General features: G+C 55.1%; 8 protein-coding genes. 5 read left to right on the plus strand and 3 right to left on the minus strand.

The window, feature by feature from the left end:
* Positions 1–39: 39 nt before the first annotated feature.
* Positions 40–7,191, minus strand: coding sequence for an Ig-like domain-containing protein (locus ACN0RL_RS08895; protein ID WP_417515823.1), 7,152 nt, complete (start codon positions 7,189–7,191; stop codon positions 40–42).
* A gap of 299 nt (positions 7,192–7,490) precedes the next feature.
* On the opposite strand from ACN0RL_RS08895, the gene ACN0RL_RS08900 reads away from it, so the two are divergent.
* From ACN0RL_RS08900 to ACN0RL_RS08920, 5 genes are all read left to right on the plus strand, one after another.
* A complete protein-coding gene (locus tag ACN0RL_RS08900; RefSeq protein WP_417515825.1) occupies positions 7,491–9,365 on the plus strand; it encodes a TolC family outer membrane protein in 1,875 nt (624 codons plus the stop codon).
* A gap of 23 nt (positions 9,366–9,388) precedes the next feature.
* On the plus strand, positions 9,389–11,524 hold the full coding sequence (locus ACN0RL_RS08905) for a type I secretion system permease/ATPase (protein ID WP_417515827.1): 2,136 nt from the start codon (positions 9,389–9,391) through the stop codon (positions 11,522–11,524).
* On the plus strand, positions 11,521–12,948 hold the full coding sequence (locus ACN0RL_RS08910; protein ID WP_417515829.1) for an HlyD family type I secretion periplasmic adaptor subunit: 1,428 nt from the start codon (positions 11,521–11,523) through the stop codon (positions 12,946–12,948). Before ACN0RL_RS08905 ends, ACN0RL_RS08910 begins: the two co-directional genes overlap by 4 nt.
* 146 nt (positions 12,949–13,094) lie before the next feature.
* On the plus strand, positions 13,095–13,592 hold the full coding sequence (locus ACN0RL_RS08915) for a helix-turn-helix transcriptional regulator (protein ID WP_417515831.1): 498 nt from the start codon (positions 13,095–13,097) through the stop codon (positions 13,590–13,592).
* Positions 13,573–13,917, plus strand: a complete 345-nt coding sequence (locus ACN0RL_RS08920; protein ID WP_417515833.1) for a hypothetical protein — start codon at positions 13,573–13,575, stop codon at positions 13,915–13,917. The genes ACN0RL_RS08915 and ACN0RL_RS08920 overlap by 20 nt, the downstream gene beginning before the upstream one ends.
* Here ACN0RL_RS08920 and ACN0RL_RS08925 read toward each other — a convergent pair.
* Together ACN0RL_RS08925 and ACN0RL_RS08930 are read right to left on the minus strand one after the other, a co-directional pair.
* Entirely contained in the window at positions 13,914–15,827 is a 1,914-nt protein-coding gene (locus tag ACN0RL_RS08925) for an EAL domain-containing protein (protein WP_417515835.1), read from the minus strand. The genes ACN0RL_RS08920 and ACN0RL_RS08925 overlap by 4 nt on opposite strands.
* The gene (locus tag ACN0RL_RS08930) at positions 15,814–16,548 is read right to left on the minus strand and encodes a transglutaminase-like cysteine peptidase (RefSeq protein ID WP_417515837.1); all 735 of its coding nucleotides are present in this window, start codon (positions 16,546–16,548) and stop codon (positions 15,814–15,816) included. The genes ACN0RL_RS08925 and ACN0RL_RS08930 overlap by 14 nt, the downstream gene beginning before the upstream one ends.
* Between the last annotated feature and the right edge of the window lie 423 nt (positions 16,549–16,971).

Raw genomic sequence — 16,971 nt, forward strand, 5'->3', positions numbered from 1 at the left:
AGGGCTGAGACCTGACCCGGTAGCTGTTTTGGTGTTTACTCACTCGATCTTGATGTGTCCGTTGTTCAGCATCGAGTCGATGAATTGCTCAGAGCTCTGTCCGTCCATGGTAATGCCACTCAAAGTGATGGACTGTTGAGCATTGTCGCTGTTATCGCTGAGCGCTCCGTCTTTATTCAGATAAAGAACGGTATCCCCGTCCTCTTCCTTTGCCATCAGATAGTCAGTGATAGTTCCGGCTGATGCATCCTGAAGAAGATCGCTGAGTTCAAGCTGATCGCCCTGGCCAGATCCAGTGAAGCCATCCTGCGCATCAATCGTGAAGTCGGTTACAACATCACGGGCTATGCTGCTGTCACTTTCATCGCCAAGGCTCCAGCGGAACACATCGGCACCTACGCCGCCGGTCAATACGTCGTCGCCTGAGCCGCCGATCAGAATGTCATTGCCGGCGCCGCCTAGCAGGTAATCGTTTCCTGCACCGCCATCAAGAACATCATCACCGTCGTAGCCGCGGATCAGTTCGTTTGCAGCACTGCCTTGCAAGTCATCTGCCTGCTCGGTTCCTGAGATGGTCGTGCTGGTCTGCGTAACCGTAACCGTCATGGACTCGGTGACTGACTGTTGATCACCCGTAGCAGTCTCCGTCGCACTCGCCGTTATGCTGAGGCTGATGTCGCCACTGAAGCCGGTTTCTGTCAGTAACTGCAAACTGTCCAGTTCATCAACGCTCAAGCTCCAGGTTCCGTCAGCGTTCTGAGTACCTGCAGTCAGCGCGGCCCCTGTTGGTAAACCACCTATCAGGATGCTCAGGCTTTCTGACCCATCCTGATCTGCCAATGCTGCTTCGATGTCTAGCGGTACCAGTGCACCAAAGTTGCCTGTGATGCCAGGAACGGCCAACGACGGGGCGAAAAGCTCCAGCGACGAGTCTTTGTTGCCGTCACGGCCATTCAGAATCAGCCATTGGAACCGGTAGTCGCCAGATTCACTGGCCGTGTAGTTGAATGTTCCGTTAACAGACTGAGCGGGAAACTTGCTCTCCGATGAGTCGACAAGCAGGGTTTCCTGCGCTCCGCTTGGTGCCGTCACAACGAGAGCAACGACATCGTTGAAACCTCTCTCAACTTCGCTCTTGTTGTCTTCGCCGTTTACGAAGTTGTAATTCCAGGAAACCACCATGTCCGCGTTCAGCGCTTGCGTTGTTTCTGTGATCTTTCCATCGTTGATGGCGATGGTACCTGGGTCGTTTGCACCTTCTCCAGTCGGGTCGAACCGCCCACTCAGGTACCCACTCTCCACTCCAAGTTCGCTTTCCAGTGCAGCAAGACTTAAGCCGTTGCCTGAATCATATACGTCTGGATCAACGGCAACATCCTCTGCACCAGTTGATATAACAGTAGCTCCGGCTTGAACATTGGTACTATCGGAGACCGATAGCACTGGGGCGTCAGCGGCCGGAAGCACATTCACGGTAACGGTTGCTGTATCTGTGGCTCCCCGGCCGTCGTTTACCGTGTACTCGAAGGTCGCTTCGCCAGTAAAGAAGTCATCAGGGGTGAAGACGACATTGCCATTGGCATCAAGCGAAACGTTGCCGTTCGCTGGGTTCTGCACACTTTGAATAACCAGCGGGTCGCCATTGGCGTCGACGTCGTTGTCTAGCAGCGTTGATGGATCTATGGTGAGTGGCTGGTTTTCGTTAACAATCAGCCCGGAATCAATGCCGTTGTGTGAAACATGCTGCGAGCCAAGGATTTCGTAGGTACCGCCCTGCGGGCGAATTTCAACCTCAAGCACTGCTTGCCCGCCCTGATCCCAGTAAACAATTTCAATGGTATGGGGACCTTCACCGGCAAGCGTGAATTCATTGCCAGTCTTGCTAGTCGGAGCCTGATTTCTGTCGGCTTCTATGGCGACATCTCCGTTCACGAGGATGCGATAGCCATCATCCCCACGAACCTGGAATTGATAAGTCCCCGGAGCCAGATCCAGCTCGCCGCTCATTCGGATGATCGCGTCAGAGCTGTTGACTGGGTCGTTTGACAGTGAGCTCGCATCTCCCCCCAGGAAATTCTGGAGCTTGCCTTCGCCGCCGAGGCCGCCGTTAGATACAACATATTCGACGGAGGTACCTATGAAGGTTGCGTCGGCGCTATTTTCGGCAATAAAAGTATCGACTTGTGCAAGATTAGTCAGATTAGCGCCGTCCGGTCCCTCGTTGTAAGCATAGTACTCGCCAAAGAGCCCTTGAATCGCATTCGTATCGTAGGAATCGTTGCCAGCTTCTGGAGCAATATTCGTATCCAGAACACCGTTGGCTGAATCGGACAGGTTCTGACCGTTACGGTCGGTGCCTGATGCTTCTACCGTGATGGGCCCATTAGATAGGCCGGAGGTGTCAATATCGGAAGCTGAATACGAACCGTCGGCATTTACCAGCGCAGTCACACTGGTTGACACGCCACCTGCGTCCGTAATTGTGAGGGTAACGCTGCTGCCCCCGACGATATCCGTGGTAGTTCCCGACAGGTTGATTGTTTGAGCATTATTATCGACCGCATCAATAGAGACTGTCAGATCACCTGCGAGAGCATCCAGCGTGCCGGTTGCCGTGTCTGTAACCGGATTGCCGTTGCGATCTGTGGCAGTCGCCTCGATAGTGAGAGCGCCATCGACCAGGCCAGAGATATCGGTGCCGGTCACGGTGTAGGACCCGTCAGCGGCAACGATGGCGGTGGTGCTGACTTGGGTGCCATCCACATCGGTGATGGTGATGCTGACCAGGTCATCAGGCGCCACGTCTGCAGTGGTGCCCGCAATATCGATCGTGCCTGCGGTGTCATCGACGGCATCAATCGCAACGATCAGATCACCGGCAAGAGCGTCCAGCGCAGCGGTTGCGGTGTCTGTAACCGGATTGCCATTGCGATCCGTGGCAGACGCCTCGATGGTCAGAGCGCCATCAGCCAGGCCAGAGATATCGGTATCAGTCAGGGAATAGGAGCCATCCGCCGCAACGATGGCTGTGGTGGTGACTTGAGTGCCATCTACGTCGGTGATGGTGATGCTGACCAGGTCATCAGGCGCCACGTCAACAGTGGTACCCGAGAGGTCGATCGTTGAAGCGCTGTTATCGAGGGCATCGACAGCGACGGTCAATGCACCGTCGGTGGCATTCAGTGTGTCGGCAGTGTTGTCAGAGAGCGGATTGCCATTGCGATCGGTTGCAGTGACATCAATCGTCAGCGCGCCATCAACAAGGCCAGAGATATCGTTGCCAGTTACGGAGTAGGATCCGTCAACGCCGACAATGGCGGTGGTGGCGGCTTGGGTGCCGTTGCTATCGGTAATGGTAACGTTTACCAATTCACCCGGCGCCACGTCGGTGGTGGTGCCGGTGATATCGATCGTGCCCGCGGCGTCATCGACGTTGGTAGTCGTAATGTCGAGGGTTCCGATGGTGGCATCCAGACTACCGGTTGCGGTATCGGAAACGCCATTGCCATTGCGATCGACGGCCGAGGCGTCGACGGTCAGAGCGCCGTCGACCAGCGTTGAAATATCCGTGCCATTCACAGAGTAGGAGCCGTCGCTTCCCACGGTGGCGGTGGTGGTGACTTGAGTGCCATCCACATCCGTAATGGTGATGTTGACCAGGTCATTGGGCGCCACGTCGTTGGTGGTGCCCAAAATATCGATCGTGCCTGCGGTGTCATCGACGGCATCAATCGCAACGGTCAGATCACCGGCAAGAGCGTCCAGCGCAGCGGTTGCGGTATCCGATACCGGGTTGCCATTGCGATCCGTGGCAGACGCTTCGATGGTCAGAGCGCCGTCGACCAGGGTGGAAACATCCACATCCGTCAAATCGTAATCACCATTAACGTCCACGGTGGTGGTAACGGAGATCGCGGTGCCTGTGGAATCGGTGATGGTGATGCTGACCAGGTCATCAGGCGCCACGTCGCTGGTGGTACCCGAGAGGTTGATCGTTGAAGCGCCGTTATCGAGTGCATCAATGGCAACCGTCAGGTCGCCTTGGGTTGCATCCAACGTTCCGGTTGCGGTATCGGAAACGGCATTGCTGTTGCGATCGGTGGCGGAAGCCGAAACGGTTAGCGCCCCGTCAACGAGCCCGGAAATGTCGGTGTCGGTGACGGAATAGGACCCGTCAGCGCCGACGGTGGCGGTGGTACTGACTTGGGTACCATCAACGTCGGTAATGATGATACTGACCAGGTCATCGGGCATCACGTCGATGGTGGTGCCGGTGATATTGATCGTGCCTTCGGCGTCATCGACGACGGTGGTGGTAATGTCGAGGCTGCCGATGACGGCATCGAGAGTGCCGGTTGTGGTGTCGGAAACCGGGCTGTCATTACGGTCCGTAGCGGAGGCCTCAATGGTCAAAGTCCCATCCACCAAGCCAGAAATGTCGGTGTCCGATACAGTGTAAGAGCCGTCAGCCGCAACAGTGGCGGTGGTGTCGGCTTGAGTGCCGTTGCTGTCAGTAATGGTAATTGCGACAGAGTCACCCGACGCCACGTCAGTGGTGGTGCCCGCAATATCGATTGTGCTCGCGGCATCGTCGACGGTTGTGGTAGTAACGGTCAGATCACCGGCAAGAGCGTCCAGCGCACCGGTTGCGGTATCGGATACCGGGTTGCCGTTACGGTCCGTAGCGGAGGCATCCACCGTCAACGTCCCATCCACCAAGGTGGAAATATCCACATCCGCCAGCGTGTAATTGCCGTTGGCGTCCACGGGAGTGGTGACGGTAATCGCGGTGCCCACGGAGTCGATGATGGTCAAAGTCACCGGCGCATTCTCGGTGACATCGTTGGTGGTGCCCGACAGGTCCAGAGTCTGTGCGTCGTTATCGACGGCATCAATGGCGACTGATAGATCACCGTCAAGAGCGTCCAGCGCACCGCTTGCGGTATCGGAAACCGGGTTGCCATTGCGATCCGTGGCAGACGCCTCGATGGTCAGAGCGCCATCGACCAGCGTTGAAATATCTGCATCGGTCGCGGTGTAAGAGCCGTCAGCGGCAACGATCGCGGTAGTCGTGACTTGAGTGCCATCAACATCCGTAATGATGATGCTGACGAGGTCATCAGGCGCCACATCACTGGTGGTACCCGAGAGGTCGATCATTGAAGCGCTGTTATCGAGGGTATCGACGGTGACGGTCAGTGCACCGTCGGTGACATTCAGTGTGTCGGCAGCGCTGTCAGAGAGCGAATTGCCGTTGCGGTCCGTGGCAGACGCCTCGATAGTCAGAGCGCCATCGACCAGTGTCGAAATATCCGTGCCAATCACGGTGTAGGACCCATCCGCCGCAACGATGGCGGTGGCGGTGACTTGGCTGCCATCTACGTCGGTGATGATAATGCTAACGAGGTCATCGGGTGCCACATCGGTGGTGGTACCCGAGAGGTCGATCGCTGAAGCGCCGTTATCGACAGCGTCGACGGTGACGGTCAGTGCACCGTCGATGGCATTCAGTGTGTTGGTTGCGGTATCGGAAACCGGGTTGCCATTGCGATCCGTTGTGGAGGCATCCACAGTCAACGTCCCATCCACCAAGGTGGAAATATCCACATCCGCCAGCGTGTAATTGCCGTTGGCGTCCACGGGAGTGGTGACGGTAATCGTGGTGCCCAAGGAGTCGGTGATGGTCAGAGTCACCGGCGCATTCTCGGTGACATCGTTGGTGGTGCCCGACAGGTCCAGAGTCTGTGCGTCGTTATCGACGGAATCAATGGCGACTGACAGATCACCGTCAAGAGCATCCAGCGCACCGGTTGCGGTATCGGAAATTGTGTTGCCATTGCGATCGGTTGCAGTGACATCAATCGTCAGCGCGCCATCAACCAGGCCAGAGATATCGGTGCCAGTTACGGAGTAGGATCCGTCAGCGCCGACGGTGGCGGTGGTGGCGGCTTGGGTGCCGCTGCTATCGGTAATGGTGACGTTCACCAATTCACCCGGCGCCACGTCGGTGGTGGTGCCCGAGAGGTCGATCGTTGAGGCGCCGTCATCGATGGCATCAATCGCAACTGTCAGATCACCGTCAAGAGCGTCCAGCGCACCGGTTGCGGTGTCGGAAACCGGGTTACCATTACGGTCCGTGCCTGCAGCGCTGACGGTCAGGGCGCCATCTGTCAGGCCGGAAATGTCAGTGCCAGAAACGCTGAATGAACCGTCGCTGCCAACCTCGGCGGTTGTCGTGATTACATTGCCGTCGATGTCCGTGATGGTCAGGTTGATGGTTTCGCCCGGTGCAACATCGGTGGTCAGGCCGTTCAGGCTGATGGTCTGTGCGTCGTTATCGATTTCGTCGATGCTCAACTGCAGAGCGCCTGCAGTCAGGTCCAGAGAGCTCTGGCCAGCGTCAGAAACCGTCACGCCATCTAACCCTGCACCTGTTACGTCAATCGTTAAAGGTCCGTCGACCAGCCCCGTCAAGGTTAAGAAAACCCCTGTGAAGGAGCCATCAGGCCCAACCAGGATTTGTTGGCTGACGGTGTTTCCGTCCTGATCTGTAATCGTTATCAGAACAGGGCTGGAAGGTAAAAGATTGCTGCTGGAGCCGCTTACAATAAAAGCCGGGGTAGTGGCATTGCCGCCGCTGACAGAGTCAATTGCAATATCGCCGGGCTGGATGGGTGAGCTATCAGACGGCGTATTCAGCCCGCTATCTTCATCCGAAGCATTACTTTCATCAGAAAACTGTCGGCTGAAGTCATAAGGTGACAGCTCAATGCCAAAGTCTGCCGGATCAATACTCTCGATGATCCGTGCAAGGCGAACAGAGCTGCTACCGCCGGAGCTGCCACCTTCCAGACCTGCTGCAGGCGCCTCTGCATCCTCAATGGAGCCACCGAGCGCTTCTTCAATTGAAGCCAGAGCCTGGGCAATGCTGTCGTCCTCAAGGCCTGAATCTGCGCGCGCTGGAACGAAGTTGCCCGCCATTTCAGCCGTTGCCAGAATGCTTGTACCACCCTCGACAATCGCCGAGTTGCCAAACCCGAAATCCAGAAGAATTCTTGCGTCGTCTTCTGTGATCAGTCGTTCTCCTGCCATCAGCGCCCCGCCTTCCTCAAGGAGGCGGCGACTTCCGTCAGGTGCCTCGGCCCAGGCTTTTCCGGAAACGTTTAACACGATGGCAATGGTTGTGCTCATGGCAGGTCTCTTATAAAAAATTTAATCCAAAGAAAAATTCTTTGCATTTATCAGTAATGGTTACGGTAAGGTCGTACTGGGGTCTTGCCTACTGGACTCAGGTACAGGTTGAGGTGATTTCTCGCAATGAATTGTAAATGGTTGTGAAATTAGCAAAATGCGCGGGCTACTGGTTAAAATGGGAATCACCCTGAACAAGTCGTAATCAGAGAAAGTCGCGTATCAAGAATGTCTGCACGACAGCAGAGTTACATTGGTTGCTTTCGGGTGCTTCGCTCGGGGGTCTGGAGGTTGGAATATTGTCAATTGTTAAACGGGTCTTTAAATCCGGCGTTGCAGTGTGTTTCAGCGCGCTTTTTCTGGCGCCCCCGCTTGTGGCCGAGGAACAAAGCAATTCTGATGTAATCAATGCCGTGCGAGCGGCTATAGAGACAAATCCGGAAGTGCGTGCCAGCTGGCATCAGTTTCTGGTTGCGGGGCATGATACAGACAGCGCCTTTGGCGGGTATTTGCCGTCTCTGGATGCTCAGGCTCGATACGGACTTGAACATCGGAACTATGGCCCGGTAGATGAATACGATGGCTACGACGGCCGGCTGACTCTGACACAGATGCTGTATGACGGATTTCAGACGAAGAGTTCTGTCCAGAGGTTTGAAGAACAGCAGTTGGTTCGTTACTTCCAGCTTCTCAGTCAAATAGAAAAAACGTCTCTGGAAGCGCTGGGCGCATATCTTGATGTCTCACGCCAGCGCGAATTGCTTGATCTGGCCCGGCAGAATCTCGAAACCCACCAGGAAGTCTACGACCAGGTCAGTGCCAGTGCACGCGCAGGAGTAGCACGCGCAGCCGATCTTGAGCAGATCAGCGGTCGGCTTTCGTTGGCGGAATCCAATCTGGTCGTCGTTGCAAGCAATCTTCATGACGTTCGAGCCCGATACCTCCGGATTGTTGGTGAGGCTCCTCCTGCAGAAACCGGAGAAATTCTGCTTGAAGCCGACCTTTTGCCAGCGACGGTGACCGAGGCCTTGAAGATTGCCTACGAAGGCAACCCTGAGTTCCGGGCTTCTCACCGTGATATCAAGGCTGCAGAGGCCAGTGTCCAGGAGAACCGGTCTGGCTATCAGCCCAGGCTCGATCTGGTCGCAAGCTATGGTCATAATTCTTACGATGATTTTGGCTTTGATCAGTCTGAAACAGACGGTCGGATTGGCGTTGAGCTGAACGTAAATCTTTACCGCGGCGGTTCAGATCGTGCCCGCGTCAGAAGTGCGTACGACCAGGTAAATGTTGCCAAGGATCTCCGGGACAAGGCCTGCGTAGATATTCGTCAGGAAATCCAGATCGCCTTCAACGACGTGCGCAATCTCCAAACCCAGGCCCCCATATTGAATAACCATCGTTTGTCTTCCGCCCGGGTGCGCACTGCCTACAAAGATCAGTTCGATATCGGCGAGCGAACACTGTTGGACTTGCTGGACGCCGAAAATGAATACTTTAATGCCAGCCGCGCATACGCCAATGCGCTCTATGATCGCAAACTGGCAGTAGCCCGAGTTCAGGCAGGGATGGGACATCTGGTGTCTTCACTGGGTCTGGTTCGTGATGGACTGCCAACACTGGAAGAACTTGGCGCCGAGCCTTTGCAGATTACCGATGGTGTCTGTCCTGCTGTGGAGATTGATGAATCTTTTGAGCTGATGCTGGATTTTGACGGTGATGGTGTCAGAAACTACAAGGACCAGTGCCCAGGCACTTCTCCAGGTACTCCAGTAGATGCTGACGGCTGTGCAAACGCAGTAAAGCCGACTGTTGTTGCGACAGCTGTTGTCGAGTTTGCCAATGATTCGGCCAGGATTGAGGCATCCAGTGATGGATATATCGATGAGGTCGGCAAGCTAATGGCGCAAAATCCGGAGGCTACAGTGGTAGTGGTCGGACATGCCTCGAAAACCGGCGCGCCTGCATACAACCAGGCGCTGTCCATGCGCCGGGCTGATGCTGTTGCTCAGAGGCTGATAGATGAGTACCGCATAGATCGTGCGCGGATAAAGACGCAGGGGCTTGGCTTTTACCAGCCCAGATTCAGCCTGAATGCGCCGGCGGCCGTAAATGCTAACCGGCGGGCTGACATAACGGTAAGTGCGCCGGGCCCGGTGACTGAAGCGAACTAACTCCGGAATATAAAGGGTGGACTGTGGGAAAACCTGAACAGGTGTTTGAAGCCGACGGTTTGCTGACGTGCTTACAGGTACTGTGCAGGTTTCATGGTCAGCAGGCCTCGGCTGAAAGCATTTTGTCCGGGATCCCGCTGGAGGAAGGTCGGTTGACGCCTGCCACCTTTGGTAGGGCGGCGCATCGGTTAGGTTTCACCAGCCAGATTGAAAGGCAGCCCCTCGGCGCAATTAACTCCGCTCTGCTGCCAGCGGTTCTGTTACTCAGCGGCGACCGGGCATGTGTACTTCACGCGGTGGACTTTGAGCGAGGAACGGCCTCGCTGGTTTTCCCTCAGCTTCCGGGCTCAGAGACCGAAATATCACTGGACGCACTTTCGGAGGAATACACCGGTACACTTTTCTACTGCCGGCCCAGGTTCAGCTTTGATAACCGTGCGCCACGTGCGCACGCAAGCCGCAAAGGGCATTGGTTCTGGAGCGTTATTGCGGAGAACCGGAAGCTGTATCGGGACATCTGCATTGCAGCGTTGATGATCAACGTTTTCGCTGTTTCAATGCCTCTCTTCGTAATGAATGTATATGACCGCGTGGTTCCGAACCATGCTACCCATACATTGTGGGTGCTGGCGACAGGTCTTATGATTGCCTTGTCTGCAGATCTTTTGTTGCGCCTGATGCGGGGGTGGTTTATTGATCTGGCAGCCAGCCGTGCGGATGCCAAGCTGTCCGCTACGATTATGGAGAGGGTTTTGGGGCTGAGTCTCGCACATCGGCCTCAGTCTGCAGGTGCGTTTGCGGCCAACGTTCAGTCTTTTGAATCCGTCCGGTCATTCGTCAGTTCCATGACGGTTGTGGGGCTGGTAGATCTCCCGTTTGTGCTGCTGTTCCTGCTGGTCATTATGTTGATCAGTTGGCCACTGGGTATCCCGGTTATTGTTGGTGCAACAGGTTTGATCATCTACGCCTCCATTGCCCAGCGGCGGCTCAGAGACCTGTCGGACGAGAGCATGTCGGCGGGCTCTCAGCGAAACGCAACGCTTGTGGAAGGTCTGTCGAACCTCGAGTCCGTCAAGAGCTTTGGCGTTGAAAGCCGCATCCAGGCGACTTACGAGCGCACATCCTTGTACATGAGCAACATCAGTGCGCGCCTCAAGTTTATTTCCTCGACTATTCAGAATGGAGCCCAGTGGTGTCAGCACCTTGTCTCTGTTGCCATCATTATTCTGGGTGTTTATCTCATCATCGCGGGTGAACTTAGCCAGGGTGGCCTGATTGCAGCCTACCTGCTCTCATCAAGAGCGATGGCGCCCGTGAGCCAGGCGGCAGGGTTGCTTGCTCAGTACCACCAGGCCGCGACCGCTTTGCGTACTCTGGATGAGATTATGGCACTGCCTCAGGAGCGTGCTCAGGGGAAGAACTGGGTCTCCAGGCCGGTGTTGAGTGGAAAGATTGAATTTCGGGACGTCCAGTTCCAGTACCCCGAATCGGGCCAGCAGGCGCTGACGAGTATATCAATCAAGGTGATGGCAGGTGAGAGAGTTGCCGTCCTGGGTAAAAATGGGTCGGGTAAAAGCACGATACAGCGTCTGCTTCTGGGATTGTATTTTCCTGTCTCTGGCACCATTAGCCTGGATAACGTCGATCTGCGACAGCTGGACCCCGCGGAGTTACGTCGCAATATCGGCTACGTGCCCCAGGACGTTGAGCTGTTCTATGGCAGCCTTCGAGACAATATCATGCTGTCACGCCCCGTTTCAGATGAGGAGTTGCTGCGAGTTGCAGAGCTTAGTGGCCTGAAACAGTATGTCGATGCGCATCCAGATGGTTTTGATTTGCAGGTCGGTGAGCGCGGACAGCGATTGTCTGGCGGTCAACGTCAGTCGGTTGCTATTGCACGGGCGATGGTGGGTGATCCGCCCATTCTGTTGCTTGATGAACCGACCGGTTCACTCGACCATTCCAGTGAAGAGCACTTCAAGCGCAACCTGGCAAAAGCTGCAGAGGGAAAGACGGTGTTAATGGTTACTCACCGCACCTCGTTGTTGGAGCTGGCAGACCGGATCATAGTTCTGGATGGCGGGCGAATCGTTGCAGATGGCGCTAAGGGAACCGTTATCGAGGCTTTGCGTCAGGGCAAGATTCGGGGTGCGTCATGAGTACGGATCGCGAAAAAACATCTCTGGCCGAGAAGAGCTTTCATGGCATCGGGCGCGGCTCTGAGCGTGTGGGGCGACGAACTGAACGCTGGCTTGATCGCGCTACAGGCCGCTGGCTCCGGGTTCCTGATAAAAGTGGTTGGGAAGTGGACGGAGAGTGGGCCAGAGTGCAGCAAGAGCCCATTCGGGCGAGAGCGTTGTTGTGGGTCGTTTTTTTCGCTCTGGTCGCACTGTTGGTCTGGGCGGGGCTGGCTCCGATCGATGAGGTGGCACGTGGTGACGGCAAGGTGATCCCGTCGAGCCAGCTTCAGATCGTTCAATCGCTGGATGGCGGTGTTGTTGAGACCTTGTCTGTTCAGGAAGGCGAGCTGGTTAAAAAGGGACAGCTGCTTGTAAGCATTGAATCTACGCGCTTTGATTCGGACTTTGCGGAGCAAAAGTCGCGCGAGCTGGCATTGCAGGCCAATACATATCGTCTACGTGCTCTGGTAGATGGCACGGAGATTCGCTTTCCTCCTGAATTCATTGAGCGGTCCCCCGAGCTGGTTGCCGTGCAAAAGTCTCTTTTTGAAAACAGTCGAAATGAGCTGGAAGAACAGAAAATTATTTATCAGCAGCAGTTGGAGCAACGTCAGGCTGATCTCAGAAAAGCCCGGTCGGCGCGACAGCAGTATCGCGAAGTGCTCAGTCTGGCATCCCGGGAGCTTGCTTTAAAACAACCATTGCTGGCGTCCGGAGCGGTATCCGAGGTGGATCTGATCAAGCTCGAACGCGAAATATCCAATGCCCGAGGCGAGGTCAATCAGGCAGAAGCTGCGATAGATGGCTCCCTCTCTGCCATTGCTGAAGCCGAATCAAAAATTCGTGAAACCCGGCTGGTCATGACGAACAGCTGGCGCGAGCGGCTGTCGGAAGCCGTCAGTGATTTGGCCGCAACCAGAGAAATGATGTCGGGCCTGAGTGATCGTGTCAGCAAGACCCAGATACTGGCCCCCGTCGATGGTACCGTGCAGAGGCTCTTCGCAAAGACCGTCGGTGGTGTCGTTGCTCCGGGCCAGGATGTGGTCGAGATTGTTCCACTGAACGATGAGATGCTGGTAGAGGCTCGGGTTTTGCCCAAGGATATCGCCTTTATTCACAAGGGGCAGGATGCGATTATCAAGTTCTCCGCCTATGATTTTGCGGTTTTTGGAGGTCTTAAGGCGAAGGTAGAGCACATCAGTGCCGATACGATCACAGACGAAAACGACAACACTTACTATCTGACCCGGCTGCGGACTGAAGTTCAGGGGTTTTCTGATCAATTAGCTATTATCCCGGGCATGACTGCGCAGGTGGATATCCTCACGGGCCAGAAAACGGTGCTGGAATACCTTTTGAAGCCGGTTGTGCGAGCAACCTCCAGGGCGTTGAGTGAACGATGACATACGGCCATTCTTTTCTTATTTACGCGCCAACATTTTGCCCGCTCGATCATTGGCAGCGCGTATTGCCGGGTGCGCATCTTTTTGAAACCAGTAAAAACCTGCCAACCCCGCTTGAAGGCAATCTCCTCTGGATCTGCAGTGATGTGTCAGATTGGCGGAGTGTTAGCCAGAGCTGGTCCCGCAGTGGAGGCCGCGTTATCGTTCTGACCCGGGAGCCACAAACGAGCGAAATGAATCTGGCGCTGGCCAGCGGAGCCAGGGCCTATGTCCACGCGCTTGCGAACAGGCATGTATTCCGGCAGGTTGCGGAAAGCGTCGGCTCCGGTGGGCTCTGGTTTCCGGAAAATTTACTGGGTAATCTGCTTAAGCTGGTTTCCAACGCTCTGAATCATGCAGCGAAACCGCAGGTTGAGGCGGACTTATCCGCGCTCACGACCAGAGAGAAGGAAGTAGCCCGACAGGCATCAAAAGGCGCTAGCAACCGGCAGATCGCAGAAGCTCTTGGCATCACAGAGCGCACCGTGAAAGAGCACATGGGCTCAGTGTTCAAAAAGCTTGGAGTGCGAGATCGTATGCAGCTGATGCTGCTTGTAACCGGGCAACCAGGACTAGGTGGAGGCGATGATGTACATCAGGCGTAATGAGCAGGGTGAAGTCATAGCCGCGAGTGAGGAACCTCTGGCCGGGTTTGTAGACGTGTCCTCTGAGGATGCAGACCTGCAAGCATTTCTGACATCTATAACGATTGACGGCCCTGCAGACAGCCGGCTTCGTGAATCCGATTCGGCGCTCATCCGGGTTATCGAAGATCTGGTGGATCTGCTGAGCACCAAGGGCATCATCCGATTTACCGATCTACCGGCTGAAGCCCAGGATAAACTGATGATCCGTAAATCGTTGCGCGGCCAGGACGAACACCTGAACCTGATCGACGAAGCCGGCGACGACGTATTCAATTTTGATTAGCCGATCGTGACGATACCGGGGCCGGTCACGCCATCAAAGCCAGCTTCCCAGGCAGCTTGAACACACATCTGGGATGTTGCACCCGCAAGATACACCTGAAGTCCGATTGAGTGTGCCAGCGCGGTGAGTCGCTGCAGGTATTGCTGCGTAGTCCTGTCTGACTCCAGACGCTGGGCATAAACCGGATCTGTCTTGATATAATCCAGACCCAGCTCATGAATCCTGGAAATCCGTTCAAGGTTGTGGCCAATGCCGCTGATCCCAACCTGGCTTCCCCGTTGTTGCGCCCGGTCAATGAAGGAGCCCAGACGAAGGTCGTCGATGCCTAACGCAGACTCCGGCAGCTCAAGACGAAACGATTGTGTAGACACCTCGCGGTTTTCAATCAGCTTCAATATCTGGGCGATGGTCTCCTCGTCCAGCAGGCTATCGGTGGAAATATGGATAACGATAGGCTCTGCTGTCGTCTGTGCAGACAATGTGCTCAGGTGGCTTACCATTGCGGTATCAACGTTGGGGAGCAGAGAGAGTCGCCGGCTCCAGGGCAGAAAATAGCCTGCGGTCCGCCAGTCGCCATTAAGTTTCAGGCGAATCTTGGCTTCCTGATGCAGCAGCGTGCCGTCGCGTCCGATCAGGGGGTGAAGCACAGCTTTCAGCTCTTTTTTGTGAATTGCGAGTCGGATGGCTTCTCGCCATTCGGTTGCGCTACGGAAAGGAATGTTTTCCTCACCGCTTTCGGCTATCACCACGGTTTGTTGTGTCTGCTCAGCCTGTGCAAGAAGATGGTCGGCTTTCATCATAACTTCAGCGCGGGAGGAGCCCGGTCGGAATGTGCAAATCGACAACCGCAGTTCCTGGACCGGCTCATCACAGATAGATACCTGAATATCCCGGGCCAGCGTTTCCCTGAGCGATTGGATATCGTGGAACTCGGTCAACAGAATGCCAAAGTCTGATCCGTTCAGTCTCCCCAGAAACGCATCCGAATAATGCTGTTGATGAAGCTTGAGGATCTTGGACACCTGCCTGCAGAACTCATGAAGCCCGCTGTTTACCGCTTTATGTCCGAGTTTTGAATTGAGCGCCGTCAGGTTGGGCACGCGAACAAGCGCGAGTGTGTGTTGGGCCGCCGTATCTTCATCAGCGACAAGCGCATCAAGATAACTGATAAAAAACTCCCGGTTCGCAATACCGGTTACGGGATCATGCAGCGTTTTTTCGCGCATTTCCGAGAGCGCCCTGGCGTCGCCCTCAAGAATGTCCTCTACCCGCTTTGATAGCTTGTTCATTGCACGCACTACTCGCTGAAACTCAGTTGTTCTGGGCTCTTTGGAAACAATGAATCGTCGCTGTCCAATGGCCTCTGCCTGTCGGACAACATTCTTCAGAGGATCGCTGATCCGCCGAACCATCCAGCTGCCTGCGAGGCCTGCAAGCAGTGCCACCAGAGAGAGCCAGATAAACAGACGCTTTGTGGTTATCCATAAAGAGGTCTGGGCATAGGTGGTATCGCTTTCCACTGACAGGGCACCATAATTAACCCAGCCATCGGAGACCGTGGCCTGGCCGGCCGGAACGTCCATAGGGAAAAGGGCCCGGAACCATGCTGGTGCGTTTATATCAGCCGGTTCGTCTTGCAGGTCCAGGGGTTGTTCGTCTGGAATAGTCAGGCTGATACGCTGGTAGTGGCCTGTGGCAAACTGCGCGTCGAGAAACGAGCGCAGCAGCGCACGCTCTTTTTCGGTGTGCGAGAGCGTGATGGCAAGAGAGTTTGCGCTGTCAATATTTTTCAGCGCCAGTTGCTCCTGATAGTACCCGTATGCAGATATAAGGCTGGCAGCCAGGCTAGCAGCAAAGGCAGTAACAACCAGAAAGCTTGTGGCTAGCCACAGCTGTTTAACGAGAGACATTAAAGCTCACTCCTTCGCTTTTCATTCGGTTCAGGACGTTACGCCAGGGTGACAAACGGGCTGTTGAGCTGCCGGCCGAGGCGCCCGCGCCACCCGCCCAGAGTTCACTGCTGTTGAAACTGAATACTGGTGTCAGATCCGTGCGTTCATTGGCTGGTAAAATGTCTTCCATCAGGCTGTCCAGCAGTATGGGCTCTGCTCCGGGTTCCGGGTAGTAGCCCAGCACCATGTGTGCTCTTGTAATCGGGCTTGCCGGCCCGCCAATGCGGGCCCTGACGTAGATCAGCCTCAGCTGTTCATCGCTGATGCCGGCGCTGAGAAGAGTAATGTACTGAATGATAACAAAGTCTTCACAGTCGCCCATGCCGCGGGACAGAGTCTCGAGCGGCGTCGCCCAGTAGTCTTCACGGTTCCAGAGAGCGCTGTCCAGTTGGTAGTTCAGTGTTTTGTGAACAAACGTGTTGACCTGGCTGAGTTTTTCTCTATCGGCAAGTGGCTCAATGCGCTTCAGCAACGCTTGCCAGCTATCCAGAACGGAGGTGTCCGGACCCTGGCTGTCGTTGCGCCATTGCGTATGGGCCTGGTCAAAATCAATACGGGCACCGACTGCGTTTTCAGAGGAACGGGAGGGCAGGATAAGAAACGCGCAGGCAACTGTAACAAGGGCGAGGATAGCTCTTGCAGCCCTCTTGCAGTCTGGTTTGCGGTTGACGACGCCCATCGACGCTCACTTTCTTCTTTGGGTTCGGGGCCGAACGCGTCACGATGGAGTAACGGTTCCGAATCGACCAGTCTGGTCGAAAAATCTCATACTGTCAGTTGTGTATGTGTAAACAATGGGCATTTGCTTTCGAGTATCATTGCCATTCATGCAGGAAATGACGAATATAGATCATATAAATTTCAATTATAAATCGTAAGCCACTAAAGTACTCGACAACGCAGGCAAACGACATGGCGATTTGCCCGGAATTCAGTCACCAGAATACGTCATCAACATACAAAGGATCGTGATCATGCCTTACGCAAAAGACGTCGATACCATTGCTTCCATCCTGAAGCAAAACCCGACCTGGAACGCTATCAACCCCAAGCATGCTGCACGTATGCGCGCCCAGAACAAATTCAAGACCGGTCTGGATGT

Source organism: Marinobacter sp. (assembly GCF_048259445.1).
Taxonomy (GTDB): domain Bacteria; phylum Pseudomonadota; class Gammaproteobacteria; order Pseudomonadales; family Oleiphilaceae; genus Marinobacter.

Coding starts and splice junctions, on each gene's coding strand:
- ACN0RL_RS08910 (WP_417515829.1), top strand. CDS start 11,521: ATGAGTACGGATCGCGAAAAAACATCTCTGGCCGAGAAGAGCTTTCAT.
- ACN0RL_RS08895 (WP_417515823.1), bottom strand. CDS start 7,191: ATGAGCACAACCATTGCCATCGTGTTAAACGTTTCCGGAAAAGCCTGG.
- ACN0RL_RS08920 (WP_417515833.1), top strand. CDS start 13,573: ATGATGTACATCAGGCGTAATGAGCAGGGTGAAGTCATAGCCGCGAGT.
- ACN0RL_RS08925 (WP_417515835.1), bottom strand. CDS start 15,827: ATGTCTCTCGTTAAACAGCTGTGGCTAGCCACAAGCTTTCTGGTTGTT.
- ACN0RL_RS08930 (WP_417515837.1), bottom strand. CDS start 16,548: ATGGGCGTCGTCAACCGCAAACCAGACTGCAAGAGGGCTGCAAGAGCT.